The organism is Pseudoalteromonas rhizosphaerae, assembly GCF_028885455.1.
In the GTDB taxonomy this organism is placed as follows: domain Bacteria; phylum Pseudomonadota; class Gammaproteobacteria; order Enterobacterales; family Alteromonadaceae; genus Pseudoalteromonas; species Pseudoalteromonas rhizosphaerae.
In genome coordinates this window covers 534804-547991 of sequence record NZ_CP118496.1, presented here as the reverse complement: position 1 = coordinate 547991, position 13188 = coordinate 534804, and the positions used below count along the sequence as shown (strand labels likewise).

Here is a 13188-nt window from a genome sequence, read left to right as displayed (position 1 = left end):
TTTAGATATTCTGTTAATCTGCGATTATAAAGCCAGCAACACGATTAATCTAATGAAAGAGATGCATCTTAAACAATTAAAACGACTTTCCCCACTTGGTGTACTACTCATCACTTTAGCTGGCTGCGGACAAAGCGGGCCACTGTATTTGCCAGAAGATAAAGCCGAGCCAAATAAACCACAACAAGTAACAACTCCAGTTACGCAAACACAGTCATCAACAACTGAATCGAAACAGGACCAATAATGGACTTTTTTGACTATAAAAATAATCAGCTGCATGCTGAAGACATCGCTGTCAAGGAGCTTGCCGCACAATACGGTACGCCTTGTTATATATATTCTCGCAAAACCTTTGAGCGTCATTACCTTGCCTTTGCACAGGCCGCGACCAATCATAAAAACTTAGTTTGCTATGCTGTAAAAGCCAATTCAAACATTGCTGTTTTAAATGTGCTGGCACGCTTGGGCTCAGGTTTTGATATTGTTTCTAAAGGTGAGCTTGCCCGCGTCATTGCGGCCGGAGGCGACGCTAGTAAAGTGGTTTTTTCAGGGGTTGCCAAAACAGCAGACGAAATTGCCTACGCACTCAAGCTCGGGATTAAATGTTTTAATGTTGAGTCTGTCTCAGAGCTAGATCGTATTTCACACGTTGCCAGCGAACTTAATTTAGTCGCGCCAATTTCAATTCGTGTAAACCCTGATATCGATGCGAAAACCCATCCGTATATTTCAACGGGTTTAAAAGAAAATAAATTCGGTATAGATATTCTTACTGCAACAAGTGTTTATCAGTATGCTGCGTCATTGCCTGGCTTAAAAATCACCGGGGTTGATTGTCACATTGGCTCACAGCTGACTGAAATCAAACCATTTCTCGAAGCACTAGACAAAGTACTGGCTCTAATTGACGATTTAAAAGCCAACGGTATTGAACTCAGCCATTTAGATATTGGCGGCGGTTTAGGCGTACCATACAATGGCGAAGCGCCACCGCATCCAAGTGAATATGTGGCACATATCACCGATCGTTTAACTGATTATCAACACTTAGAGCTTATTTTTGAACCGGGCCGTGCGATTGCTGCCAATGCGGGTATTTTGGTTACAAAAGTTGAGTTTATAAAACAAAACCAAGATAAGTTTTTTGCAATCGTTGATGCCGGTATGAACGATATGTTGCGCCCTGCTTTATATCAAGCATGGCAAAAAATTGTGCCGGTAACGCCTCGTAATGACGACACACCCACATACAACTTTGATATTGTCGGTCCGGTGTGTGAAACCGGTGACTTTTTAGGTAAAGATCGCCTGTTAGCCTTACAACAAGGTGATTTACTTGCCCAGCGCAGCGCTGGTGCCTACGGCTTTACCATGAGCTCAAATTATAACTCACGGCCACGTGTGGCAGAGATCATGGTCGATGGCGAGCAGAGTCATTTGATCCGCGCGCGTGAAACTCTGGAAAGTCTATGGCAAGGCGAGAAAATTTTACCATAAACTTTTTGTAACGAGGCTGCTCTGTGGCATGATTAGCGCAGAGCAACCCGAATTAGAGCGCTATGTTAGTTAATTTTTCCAAAATGCACGGCCTAGGCAACGATTTTGTTGTAATTGATAACATTACACAAAACGTTTTCTTGTCACGAGACCAAATAAAAAAACTGGCAGATCGCCATTTCGGCATCGGCTTTGACCAACTATTAATGGTTGAAGCGCCTTATTCTCCGGATCTTGATTTCCATTATCGTATTTTTAATGCTGACGGTAACGAAGTAGAACAATGCGGCAATGGTGCTCGGTGTTTTGCCCGTTTTGTACGGATGAAAGGCCTTACAAATAAACATAAAGTCACCGTATCTACCAAATCAGGTAATTTAACCTTATACATCGAAAAAGATGGCCAAGTCACCGTCAACATGGGTCACCCTAATTTCGAACCGAGCAAAATTCCACTCAAAGCGACTAAGCGTGAACTGACTTATATTATTCGAGCAGATGAACACACCGTATTTAGTGGTGCAGTATCAATGGGTAACCCACATTGTGTACTTGAAGTTGATGATATAGAGACAGCTGACGTCAGCACTTTAGGCCCGCTACTTGAAAATCATGAACGTTTTCCACAGCGCGTTAACGTGGGCTTTATGCAAGTGATTAATTCTGAGCATATTAAATTGCGAGTTTGGGAACGTGGCGTTAACGAAACGCTCGCCTGCGGTACAGGCGCATGTGCAGCAATGGTAATTGGCCAAATTCAAAGTAAATTATCCACTACAGTACAGGTCGATTTACCGGGCGGTAGTTTGCAAATTCGCTGGCAAGGTGAAGGCCATCCAGTGCGAATGACCGGCCCTGCAGAGCATGTATTTGATGGGCAGGTCGCTTTATGAGTAACTCAAACGACAAAGTAACTAGTGAGCAAGTGAGTGAGTTTTTACAACAAAACCCATTGTTTTTAGCTCAAAATCCAGCACTATTAGCCCAACTTGAGCTGCAGCAAGCGCAAGGCGCAACCTCATTAGTGCACATTCAACAGCGTCAATTGCGTGAACACAACACAATGTTGAAAAGCAAAATTGACAGCTTAATTAAGCACGCAAAAGAAAATGAGCTAATTTATAGCTTGTTCAGCGAGTGTCATCGCCAGCTTTGGACTAACTACGACTTTAAAACTTTAGCAATAAACTTACGCAATATTATTTGTACTAATCCGGCGATTAATGAATGCCACTTGCTTAAGTATGATAAAAAGTTTGCGCAACTAATTGAACACCGCTTAGAGCATAATGGCGTTTATCTGGGTCGCGTAAATCAGCAAGAGCGAGATTTACTGTTCAGCCCTGCTACACAATCAACTGCGCTCTATTTAATTGGTAACAGTCAGCACCCTATCGCTATTTTGGCCTTTGGCAGTGATGATGCAAACCACTTCGAACCGGCAAAAGATAGTTTATTTGTACTTGAGTTTGTTCGCTCACTGCAACTTAGACTGTTGGAATTGGAACTAGAGCAGGCATGAGCGAGCAGCAGCCGCCAAATGTTGATCAATTATGTGACAAACTAAGCGATAAGTGGCGCACGCCAATCCTATTATTTAGTGATTATCTGCGCTTCGAAAGACAATACTCACCACACACTATCAGCCAGTACACCAGCCAACTTAACTTCGCTGCATTGTATTTCAGCAAACTGTGTAATGATTGGTCAAGCGTACAGGGTGAGCATATACGCCGTTACAGCATGCAGCTTAGAAGCAAGCAACTAAGTGGCCGTACGATTAGTTTAAAGCTCAGCTGCATTCGCAGTTTGTATAAGTTTTTAAAGACCAAAGATAACAGTCAACAAAACCATTATCATAATCCGGCAGAAGCAATCAAAGGCCCCAAGTTTGCCAAACCCCTGCCTAAAAACCTTGATGTAGACCAAATGGCACGGTTACTTGATATTCACGATGATGATCCTCTTGCAGTTCGCGATCAGGCGATGATGGAGCTGATGTATTCGTCTGGCTTACGAATTAGTGAGTTAGTTGGTGCCAATATACAAGATATAAATCGCAGTGCGGGGGAAATATTAGTCCGCGGTAAGGGCAACAAAGAACGCCTGTTACCAGTGGGAGGCAAAGCGCTAGAATCATTAAATAAATGGCTTAAACTACGCCCTCAATTTGCTCATCCAGAAGAAATTGCAGTATTTGTCAGTAGCAAAAAGTGCCGTATTTCAGCACGTCACGTTCGACTTCGCATGCAAGAGTGGGGAATAAAACAAGGTATTAGCAGCCAAGTACACCCACATAAATTACGCCATTCATTTGCATCACATATTTTAGAATCATCGGGTGACTTGCGAGCAGTACAAGAGTTATTGGGTCACAGCAGTTTATCGGCCACCCAAGTGTATACCCATTTAGATTTTCAGCATTTAGCTAAAGTGTATGACAACACGCACCCTCGCGCTAAAAAACGTTCAAATACCGACTAGCAAGGAGCTTATATGATCCGCTTTAATCGTGCCATTTCACCTTTTACCGTATTGAGTTTTGACTTAGACGACACCTTATACAATAACCATCCGATAATTACAGCAGCCGTTCAAGCACAGATAAATTATCTAAATGCATTGCCAAACTGGCAAGCACAAGGTAAAGACTATTGGCAACAGTGCCGTGAGCAGGCGCTACTTGATAACCCCGAGTTAGTCGACAATGTTACGCAGTGGCGCAAAAGCACTCTGCGTACAGCACTGGCAAAGCTCGGTTATCAAAACGCAGAGCTCGAACACCATGCTAATAATGCTTATCAAGCATTTGCTGATGCCCGCAGCCAAATTGTAGTGGATGATAAAGTGCTCGATTTACTTTCACAACTGAGTAAACGCTATCGCTTAATTGCTATTACCAATGGTAATGTAGAAATTGAACGTTTTAACTTAAATGGTGTATTTGAACTGGTTTTACAAGCAGGTATTCACGGTAAAGCTAAACCTCATACCACGATGTTTGAACAGGCCGCCGCCGCGCTTGGCGTCCCAACCCAGCACATTTTGCACATTGGTGATAGTTTAGACACCGATGTACAAGGTGCGCATAATGCGGGTTGTCAGTCACTTTGGTTAAATGACCAACCAGCTAAATATGCCTACAAAGGCTTAGCCGATATTGAAATAACTGATATTCAAGCGCTTAAACACTTTTTAAGCCAGCCATAATATTCTAGGAGCGAGCAATGAAAGGGACTGCTGTTACTAAATTTATCACGCTGCTGCTACTGCTATCAGTGGCACTTAATGGCTATTTATTGTGGCCACAACAGCAAGCAACAGCCCCACAAGCAGCCGTTAAATTGTCGCCATCAGTTATCGTTGAAAACAATCAGCAATCACTCTATCAGCAAGCTCTACAGCAATTTAATCAGCGACAGTTTACGGCTGCCTTAGCCAGCTACCAAGCATTAACTACAAGCCAGCCATTACAAGCTGAACAACTTTACTTTTTATGGTTAGATAAACTCGATAACTGGTTAAAAAATAATGAGCTCACAGTTGCTGAGACTTTTTTGCAATTATTTTTAAATAGCTATCCATACGATATAAATATGTTACAGCTTGATGCCGAACGTTTAGTGAAAAACCAGCAGCTACACCAAGCTATTGTTGCGTTATTATCATTGCAATCACTTGCCAATGAAAGCCAGCAAGCAGCCATTAATATGCGTTTAATACAATTGACCATGGCACAAATAAAAACGCTTACAGAGCAGCACGCGTGGCAAAAAACCATTAATCAAACCTTAGTGTGGCTTGATTATGATAACGAAAATCCTAATTACTTATTCGCACTCGCTAATGCGTATTACCATCTCGGTGACCTGCTAAGCGCGCAAGCAACATTAGATCGCTTTCCTTTGGAGCATCCATTACAAGCGAAAGTTGCTGAATTACAAACACGCATAGCACAAGCGCAAAGCGGTATTGATCTGGTGCCATTACGTCCATACGGCGCACACTATTTATTAGATATGCAAATCAACGATGCGCTCAACACCCAACTAATGATAGATACCGGGGCAAGCTTTACCGTATTACCAAATAACGTATTTCAAGCATTACGGCCAATACCCGACTATATTGATAGCTTAAGCATCAATACCGCCAACGGCCAAGTAATCGCAAAACGTTACCAACTTGATTCAATTTTAATTGGCCAGCAATATATTGAAAACTTTGAAGTGTTAGTAATTGATAACCATAGTGGGTATGGATTACTCGGCATGAATTTTTTACAGTTGTTTAAATTTAATATTAATCAACAAACTAATCAGCTAGAGTTAGCTAAATAAGGATGACTATGACACTCAACGATTTTTTAAGCCGTCTGGCTAATGAGCCACACACCATTGCATTTGCCGATACGATGGCAGTGATTGAAGCAAACTATACTTTTACAGCCTGCGCATTCAATAACCACGGCTTAAAAAGTGCCGTTGGTGAAAATAATGGCTCATGTAAAATTTTTGCTTTTGCTAAACTAAACCAACTAAGTAAACAAAATACTCTAGATTGCTTTGGCGCGTTTTATCGTGATGATGTACTTGGCAATCCTAATGAGCACGATCACATGAACATTCGCACATTTATGTTAGCACCAGAAGTAACCCCCTTCTTGGGCATTACTTTTGATGGCGAACCATTAACAGCTAACTAAGTGATTTTTCCATAAAGTAGCGGGTGCCAGAGCGAGGATAATTATCGAGTTGATATTTAACTTCATAACCACGATGTTCATAAAATGGTTTAGCTTGAAAATCTAAAGTATCAAGCTGAACTTGCAGCGCACCTAACTGCTTACCCTTTAATTCGATCGCGCTAAGTAACTTACTAGCTAGGCCTTGACCGCGTGCTTTTTCATCACACCAAAGCCAATTTATTTGTAACCAGTTACCAAATAATTGAGCAGCTACAGCCGCCACCACTTGCTGATTTTCATCAACAAATTTACACCCCAATGGCAGTCTTTGTGCATCAAAGTGAGCTTGATTATAAGCAACTATTTGCTCACGCAATAACTGTTCTAATACCTGTGAATCATCATTTTCAAACTGATACATGGTCGCTTTTTACCAAGTTAAAAGGTCAGTTTAAATGACTAACAAGTTAATATAAATGATTTTTACCGTAAGGCACCTCAAGCATATTACTGCCCACTTTTTCACTCTGGCCACACATTTCATCGTATGCGCTGGTATGACGCAATACCATTTGCGCATAACTAAGGTGGTCGAGTCGTTTTTGAATATGCAATGGGCTTAAGCCACGAATAAACTCCCCCTGCTCATCCGTTACATAATACTCAACATTGTTGATCATCACCGACACTTGGTATAAAGCCATTTCCAATGAGTGAACAATAACTTTTTGCAAAGGCTGATGGTTTTTAAGTTCTGATAATTTTATCGCCATGGTGAAACCCTTTTTACAGTGGATTAAGTTATCTGTACGTTGCTTTGATATACTTTGATCAATTTAAACCGAAGCGACTTAATTTATGAGCGAGAAAACTCGTCTAGCTAAATACCTTGCCCATGCTGGCGTTTGTTCTCGTAAACAAGCCTCGCGGCTGATTGATGAAGGTGTGGTGAGCGTAAATAACCGCCCAGCCAATCATATTGATCACGTTGATGATAACGACGATATACGCGTCAATAACACGCGCGTACAAGGTAAAGCAACGCGCGTTTATTATGCCTATCACAAACCGGTAGGAATTGATTGTAAACTCAATCAACATGACCCTAGCAGCTTAATTCACCATCTACCAACAGACACCCGCGTATACCCCATTGGCAGGCTAGATAAAGATTCTCGTGGTCTGTTAATACTGACTAATGATGGTGAATTTTGTAATCAGCTGATCCATCCTGACTTCCACCAGCCAAAACGTTATTTAGTCACTGTTGATAAACCGCTTAATGATGGCTTTAGCCAAAAAATGGCAAATGGTGTGCCTGTTGATAAACATATCACACTGCCATGCACCGTGGAGAAAGTAGCCGACTGCCAATTTAGTATTATTTTAAAGCAAGGGCTGAATCGCCAAATCCGAAAAATGGCCCATTACTGTGGCTATAAAGTGATTGATCTTTACCGAGAACAAATTGCCGAGCTTAATTTGGCCACCCTAAGCCTGCCAGAAAATACCTATCGTAAAATAAATAAATCTGACATTTTAAAAAACTAATTATTTTTATATAAAATAGTTGCAAAGTTTGATTACAGGTGTAATCTTAAGTTAAAGATTACACCTGTAGGCAATATATATATGATTGAATTATCAAAAGCAGAATTTGAAGTGCTCGATGCACTTTGGCTGAACTACCCTGCTACAGCAAGCCAAATTATCGAGCGTTTAAGCGATGATAAACAATGGCACGAAAAAACCATTAAAACCTTACTCGGTCGGTTAGTAAAAAAAGGCGCACTCAGCTTTGAAAAAGATGGCCGCCAGTATATTTACACTCCTTGCATGGAACGCGCTGAATACACGCTAAAAGAAAGTCAAAATTTTATTGAGCGTTTTTTTAGTGGCCGTATCGCGCCGTTAGTCAGCGGTTTTGCTAAATCTGAGCAACTTTCTCAACAAGACATCAACGAACTTAAAAAGGTGATTGATGACTGGGAAAAACAGCAAAAGTAAGGGCTTAATATGTTAGAAAACACCTTTAACTGGCTTCTTGAGCAGCAACTATTAATCAGCTTACTGATACTCAGTTTGCTGGTTTTAGAACGCTATTCACTAAAATGGCTCAATGCTAACTTTGTCTATAAGTTATGGCTAATGTTACCAATCACATTACTGCTAGCAAATATGCCAGAGCATTTTAAGCCGCTGCCAAACAACGTCATTAGCACTATGCTGATCAGCCCCAAGCAAGGTTTTTCAACAACGATTAGTATTAGTTGGGTACTAATTTATAGCGCTATATTTAGCATACTGGCGTTAACTGCCATCGTGGTACACCTGCGGTTTATCAACCAATTACGATTAACCAATCTTGATGATAAAGTGCTGATTGACGCACATCCCGACATGCAACTATTACAAAGTAGCGCCGTTAGTACACCAATGGTTATAGGGCTATTCAGTAATCAGCTAGTCCTACCAACCGCCTATACACAACACATTGATAGCACTGCGTTAACGCTGATCATTGAACATGAAAAAGTACATATAAAACGCGCCGATAATTTATTTAATGCGCTGGCATTAATGGCCACATTGCTGATTTGGTTTAATCCACTGGCTTGGCTTGGCTACATGAGCTTTAGACGCTTGCAAGAGCTGTCGTGCGACGAAAAAGTACTGACCAATAAAACTACTCAACAACGCATTTTATACAGTAAAGCTCTGATCAACTGTGCAGCAAATAGCCGTGCAGGGTTAATAGCTTACTCACACTATGGAGATAAAAACACGATGTTACAACGACTCAATCAAATCAAACACACCGGCAATAGCTCAATGATTGCCAAAGGCGCTTTACTTATTTTTGCAGCGGGTATGATCAGCAGCTTTGCTATCGCAAAACAACCTGAAGCAATAAGTAAGGTGCAAGCTATTTCACCCATCATGCGTATTGAGCCTATTTACCCGATACAGGCAGCTGAACAAGGTATCAGCGGTTCAGTAGTATTAAAATACGATATTAGCCCAGCCGGAAAGACACAAAATGTGTCGGTTGTGAATGCCAAACCTGAAAGAGTATTCGATAAAGAGGCAAAAAAAGCGCTAATGCAATGGCAATATAAGCCTTCAAATTCAGGCTTTAAAGATGTATTGGTACAGTTAGACTTTGCAATTGACAGTAATTACAAATCAGAAGAACTGATTGAAAAGGTGACTGTTGCGGCTAAGTAAATTTTAACAACCAAGACCCTAAAGCAAGCGCCTTATTGAAGCCGCTTGCTTTAGCGTTTTAAAAAACAAAGCTTATACCAATCGACTTAAATATTTAACCATTCTAGCGAGCTAAATAAAGCGCTAACTGCGTTATAATTTTTTCAAGTAGAACAACTACATGTCAAAATTTACGCCTTGTTATCACTGTATTTATCTGTCGCTATAAATGGTCAGTAACTTAACACTATTGGTATTACAAGCACACAACAATCATAGCGACTGCAGCAGCTAAACCAACCAGCCATGATAAAGAACGCAGTACGTCTAAATTTAGAAAGTAAAAAGCACAATATAGAACGCGGGCAATAATATGAGTAATGGCTAATAGCTCAGTAACTTGGTGGACATTATTGGTGCCCAGCACGGTGGCTAACGCTACAGCAAACACGGCCAATGATTCAAAACAATTTTGATGTGCCGCCAGCGCCCTTGCGCCAAATCCGGTGAGCTTAGACTGTTGCTCTCTTGGGTGCTTATTATCGTAGCCATCGAGCTTGTTCATTGCAAATGCCACGGGGGCCTTGGCAAAGTAAGGCATCAGTACAGCAAGTAGTGCGCAAATAAGTAATATCGTCATCGTTACTCCTAATCATAGTTTTCATTAACTTAGCACAGCTAAACTGATCGCGTAATTGACTTGAGTAATAAAAAAGCCGCAATGACTTATATGAAATAAATACAAGGCATTGCGACTAACAATAACATCGCGATAACTATAGCCCAAAAAGTTGGATTTGCAGCTGTGGCATATTGTCGCAGCAAAGATATTTTCATTTTATGGAATCTTAGTTCGCTTTAGAGCCCTGGCACTGGTAACTTATCCGCCTCTGTGAATTGCTGTTTTTTCATTATGACTTGGATCTTTTTAACTATTTTAGCCGCTTTTATGCAGTCGTGGCGCAACGCTTTACAAAGTAAACTAAGTGCGCATGTGAGTGTTGCAGGCGTCACCTTAGCGCGATTTATACTTGCAAGCCCACTTGCTTTGGCATACCTCATTTCATTATATCTCTATCAAGATGCTCCCTTGCCCACCTTCAACCTAGCTTTTATTAGCTACATTGTCGGCGCGAGCATAGTGCAAATTATTGCAACAGGATTAATGGTGACGTTATTTAAAATGAATAACTTTGCTGTTGGTGCTGGTCTTGCAAAAAGTGAAGCTCTCGTTGCGGCTATACTAGGAGTATTATTTTTTGGCGCGACGCTATCTTTATTAGGCTGGCTTGGCGTGTTTATTGGCTCAATTGCAGTATTACTATTAAGTGGAATTGCTAACATTAAGCACTTTAGCTTAAAAACAGCCTTACTAGGCTTGGCCTGTGGGACAGCATTTGCACTTTCCTCATCATGGATACGCGAAGCAAGCCTAAACTCAGGTCTGTCGTTTCCTTATTCCGCAGCATGGGTTTTACTGCTTATTATCAGCCTGCAAACTATCATGCTATGTGGTTATATTACAGTAAGGGAACGCTCAACATTTCGCGCTATGTGGAACCATAAAAAAACCACCAGTGCGGTGAGTTTTTTTAGCTGCATAGGCTCGATTGGTTGGTTTAGTGCGATGAGTTTACAGCATGTTGCCTATGTCAAAACCTTAGGGCAAGTAGAAGTATTTTTTACAATCTTGATCTCAGTTTTATGGCTCAAGCAGCCTTTAAAACGTCAAGATACCGCAGGGCTGGTGTTAATTGCTATAGCCGCAGTATTAGTCATGTTACCTTCGATATAAACAACAAAGGCGGCTCACTGCAACGTGGCCGCCTTTCGATTTTTTAATTCACTGAATTAATGGCTGATTTTCAATGTGATAACGCCGCTAATAATCATTAATACACCGGCAATACGGCCGAATGTTGCTGCATCATTATAAAATAGTATCCCTACTAAAAATGTTCCTGCCGCGCCAATACCTGTCCACACAGCGTAGGAAGTCCCCATCGAAATATCACGCTGTGCCAGCCATAACATAAAACCACTGGCGACCATAAACGCCACTGCAATGCCAATACCTAACCAGCGATGTTCACCCTCTTGCGACATTTTTAATCCTACAGGCCAGCCAATTTCCAGCAAGCCTGCAATAATTAAATAAATCCACGCCATTAATTTTCTCTCTTTTTCAATATTACATCGTACAGATCTTCACGACGATCTTTTAAGTTACGCACCGTGCCTTCACTGTGCAGAACTTTTAATTTATCCATATCTAAATCACTAAATAACAGCATTTCAGTATTGGGGGTTGCTTCATTAAGCGTAGCATCATGAGGGAACGAAAAATCAGACGGTGTTAATACCGCTGATTGTGAATACTGCACATCAAGACTTTCAACTTCTGGTAAGTTACCTACCGATCCGGCAATAACCACGTAGCATTCGTTTTCAATGGCCCGCGCCTGCGCGCAGTGGCGTACTCGTAAATAACTATTTTTGGTGTCGGTCCAAAATGGCACAAACAGAATATCGAGACCTTGTTTTGCTAAAATACGTGACAATTCAGGAAATTCAACATCGTAACAAATTTGAATACCCACGCGTCCAGCATCAGTATCAAATACCGCAATTTTGTCACCACCTTGAATCACCCAGTCATTTTGTTCATGAGGCGTGATATGAATTTTACGTTGTTCGTCAATTTTACCACTGCGATGGCATAAATAACTGACATTATAGATTTTATCGCCTTCAGCAAGCGGCATTGAGCCGGTGATAATATTCGCATTATACTCAATCGCCATACGCGACATCGCATCACGAAAAGTCTCCGTGTATTCGGCTAAATAACGAATAGCCTCGGTCTGATTTCTTTGCTCTGTAAGCCCCATTAGTGGCGCATTAAAAAACTCCGGAAAAAGAATAAAATCACTTTTGTAATCAGACACTGTGTCTACAAAATATTCGACCTGCGTGAGCATTTCTTCAACCGACTCAACACTGCGCATTTGCCATTGCACTGCGCCTACTCGCACTATCGACTTCGTTGATTCAAGTACCGTGTCGGTCGGTTCAAACATAATGTTATTCCACTCAAGTAGCGTGGCATAACCCACCGAATTTTGATCTTCCGGTAAATACTTTTTAAGTAAGCGTTTAACCTGGAAATCATTCGACAATTGAAAACTTAAAATTGGATCATACAGCTCTTTATGATCGACTTTGGCAATATATTCTGTTGGACTCATGTCACTGCTATGATTGTAATAACGCGGAATACGTCCGCCCGCCAAAATAGCCCGCAGATTATACTGACGACATAATTCTTTACGCGCATCATAAAGCCTGCGCCCTAAACGCATACCACGATGAGTAGGCGAAATAACCACATCTAAGCCATACAGCGCATCACCATCGGGGTCACTAAATACCCGGTCATGGCCGTCAACAATATCTTCATAGGTGTGCGGATTAGAAAAGCGCGTGTAATCAACTTGCACACTCAACGCAATCCCTACCAGCACGCCATCATCCACCATGCCCAACTGCCCTTCAGGGAACTGGTCAATCAGTCTAAATATAGTATGGCTTGGCCATGCACCACCTAAATCTGGATAAGCCTGATCCATCAAAGTTTTTACTTGTGGATACTGCTCTTTAGTTAAATTACAAATCTCAAGATGGGTTTTTTCTGCCGACATACACAACTCCTTTAGGCGTAGGACATTAAATTTGATAGTTCAATACGCGCATAATACGTGATCAGCTCTGAACGCTTGCTTAGTGCAGCATAC

At 41.3% G+C, this 13188-nt stretch carries 17 protein-coding genes; 12 read left to right on the top strand and 5 right to left on the bottom strand.

The features are described 5' to 3' along the window. Positions 1 to 52: 52 nt before the first annotated feature. The 8 genes from lptM to PVK79_RS02465 all read left to right on the top strand — a co-directional run bounded on the left by lptM (position 53) and on the right by PVK79_RS02465 (position 6205). Complete coding sequence (gene lptM, locus PVK79_RS02500; RefSeq protein WP_149982183.1) at positions 53 to 247, top strand: LPS translocon maturation chaperone LptM; 195 nt, start codon at positions 53 to 55, stop codon at positions 245 to 247. After that, positions 247 to 1500 carry a diaminopimelate decarboxylase gene (gene lysA, locus PVK79_RS02495; RefSeq protein ID WP_149982184.1) on the top strand — a complete coding sequence of 418 codons (1254 nt, stop codon included), beginning with the start codon at positions 247 to 249 and terminating at the stop codon, positions 1498 to 1500. The genes lptM and lysA overlap by 1 nt, the downstream gene beginning before the upstream one ends. Positions 1501 to 1562: 62 nt before the next feature. Next, on the top strand, positions 1563 to 2393 hold the full coding sequence (gene dapF, locus PVK79_RS02490; protein ID WP_257325235.1) for a diaminopimelate epimerase: 831 nt from the start codon (positions 1563 to 1565) through the stop codon (positions 2391 to 2393). Beyond that, positions 2390 to 3022: a DUF484 family protein gene (locus PVK79_RS02485; protein WP_182779224.1), complete on the top strand. Its 633-nt coding sequence runs from the start codon at positions 2390 to 2392 to the stop codon at positions 3020 to 3022. The genes dapF and PVK79_RS02485 overlap by 4 nt, the downstream gene beginning before the upstream one ends. Beyond that, a complete protein-coding gene (locus PVK79_RS02480) occupies positions 3019 to 3984 on the top strand; it encodes a tyrosine recombinase XerC (protein WP_145239954.1) in 966 nt (321 codons plus the stop codon). The genes PVK79_RS02485 and PVK79_RS02480 overlap by 4 nt, the downstream gene beginning before the upstream one ends. 12 nt (positions 3985 to 3996) lie before the next feature. Then, the gene (locus PVK79_RS02475; RefSeq protein ID WP_149982187.1) at positions 3997 to 4710 is read left to right on the top strand and encodes an HAD-IA family hydrolase; all 714 of its coding nucleotides are present in this window, start codon (positions 3997 to 3999) and stop codon (positions 4708 to 4710) included. 17 nt (positions 4711 to 4727) lie between these two features. Further along, positions 4728 to 5840, top strand: coding sequence for a retroviral-like aspartic protease family protein (locus PVK79_RS02470; protein ID WP_145239958.1), 1113 nt, complete (start codon positions 4728 to 4730; stop codon positions 5838 to 5840). Between the two features lie 8 nt (positions 5841 to 5848). Continuing rightward, positions 5849 to 6205 carry a HopJ type III effector protein gene (locus PVK79_RS02465; RefSeq protein ID WP_145239960.1) on the top strand — a complete coding sequence of 119 codons (357 nt, stop codon included), beginning with the start codon at positions 5849 to 5851 and terminating at the stop codon, positions 6203 to 6205. Here PVK79_RS02465 and PVK79_RS02460 read toward each other — a convergent pair. Both PVK79_RS02460 and PVK79_RS02455 read right to left on the bottom strand, forming a co-directional pair. Next, positions 6198 to 6608 carry a GNAT family N-acetyltransferase gene (locus PVK79_RS02460; RefSeq protein WP_145239962.1) on the bottom strand — a complete coding sequence of 137 codons (411 nt, stop codon included), beginning with the start codon at positions 6606 to 6608 and terminating at the stop codon, positions 6198 to 6200. The genes PVK79_RS02465 and PVK79_RS02460 overlap by 8 nt on opposite strands. Positions 6609 to 6654: 46 nt before the next feature. Next, positions 6655 to 6960 carry a DUF6482 family protein gene (locus tag PVK79_RS02455; protein WP_145239964.1) on the bottom strand — a complete coding sequence of 102 codons (306 nt, stop codon included), beginning with the start codon at positions 6958 to 6960 and terminating at the stop codon, positions 6655 to 6657. An 85-nt stretch (positions 6961 to 7045) separates the two neighbouring features. Between PVK79_RS02455 and PVK79_RS02450 the strand changes: the two genes are divergently transcribed. The 3 genes from PVK79_RS02450 to PVK79_RS02440 all read left to right on the top strand — a co-directional run bounded on the left by PVK79_RS02450 (position 7046) and on the right by PVK79_RS02440 (position 9415). Then, entirely contained in the window at positions 7046 to 7738 is a 693-nt protein-coding gene (locus PVK79_RS02450; RefSeq protein ID WP_145239966.1) for a pseudouridine synthase, read from the top strand. Positions 7739 to 7819: 81 nt separating this feature from the next. Next, positions 7820 to 8194: a BlaI/MecI/CopY family transcriptional regulator gene (locus tag PVK79_RS02445; RefSeq protein ID WP_145239968.1), complete on the top strand. Its 375-nt coding sequence runs from the start codon at positions 7820 to 7822 to the stop codon at positions 8192 to 8194. A 9-nt stretch (positions 8195 to 8203) separates the two neighbouring features. Then, on the top strand, positions 8204 to 9415 hold the full coding sequence (locus tag PVK79_RS02440; protein ID WP_257325234.1) for a M56 family metallopeptidase: 1212 nt from the start codon (positions 8204 to 8206) through the stop codon (positions 9413 to 9415). Between the two features lie 235 nt (positions 9416 to 9650). Here PVK79_RS02440 and PVK79_RS02435 read toward each other — a convergent pair whose 3' ends face one another. Beyond that, positions 9651 to 10034 carry an MAPEG family protein gene (locus PVK79_RS02435; RefSeq protein ID WP_257325233.1) on the bottom strand — a complete coding sequence of 128 codons (384 nt, stop codon included), beginning with the start codon at positions 10032 to 10034 and terminating at the stop codon, positions 9651 to 9653. A 273-nt stretch (positions 10035 to 10307) separates the two neighbouring features. Between PVK79_RS02435 and PVK79_RS02430 the strand changes: the two genes are divergently transcribed. Next, positions 10308 to 11189 carry a DMT family transporter gene (locus PVK79_RS02430; RefSeq protein ID WP_145239974.1) on the top strand — a complete coding sequence of 294 codons (882 nt, stop codon included), beginning with the start codon at positions 10308 to 10310 and terminating at the stop codon, positions 11187 to 11189. Between the two features lie 56 nt (positions 11190 to 11245). On the opposite strand, the gene PVK79_RS02425 is transcribed toward PVK79_RS02430, so the two are convergent. Continuing rightward, positions 11246 to 11563, bottom strand: coding sequence for a DMT family transporter (locus tag PVK79_RS02425; RefSeq protein WP_149982191.1), 318 nt, complete (start codon positions 11561 to 11563; stop codon positions 11246 to 11248). Then, on the bottom strand, positions 11563 to 13095 hold the full coding sequence (locus PVK79_RS02420) for a bifunctional GNAT family N-acetyltransferase/carbon-nitrogen hydrolase family protein (protein ID WP_145239976.1): 1533 nt from the start codon (positions 13093 to 13095) through the stop codon (positions 11563 to 11565). The genes PVK79_RS02425 and PVK79_RS02420 overlap by 1 nt, the downstream gene beginning before the upstream one ends. Positions 13096 to 13188: the final 93 nt, after the last annotated feature.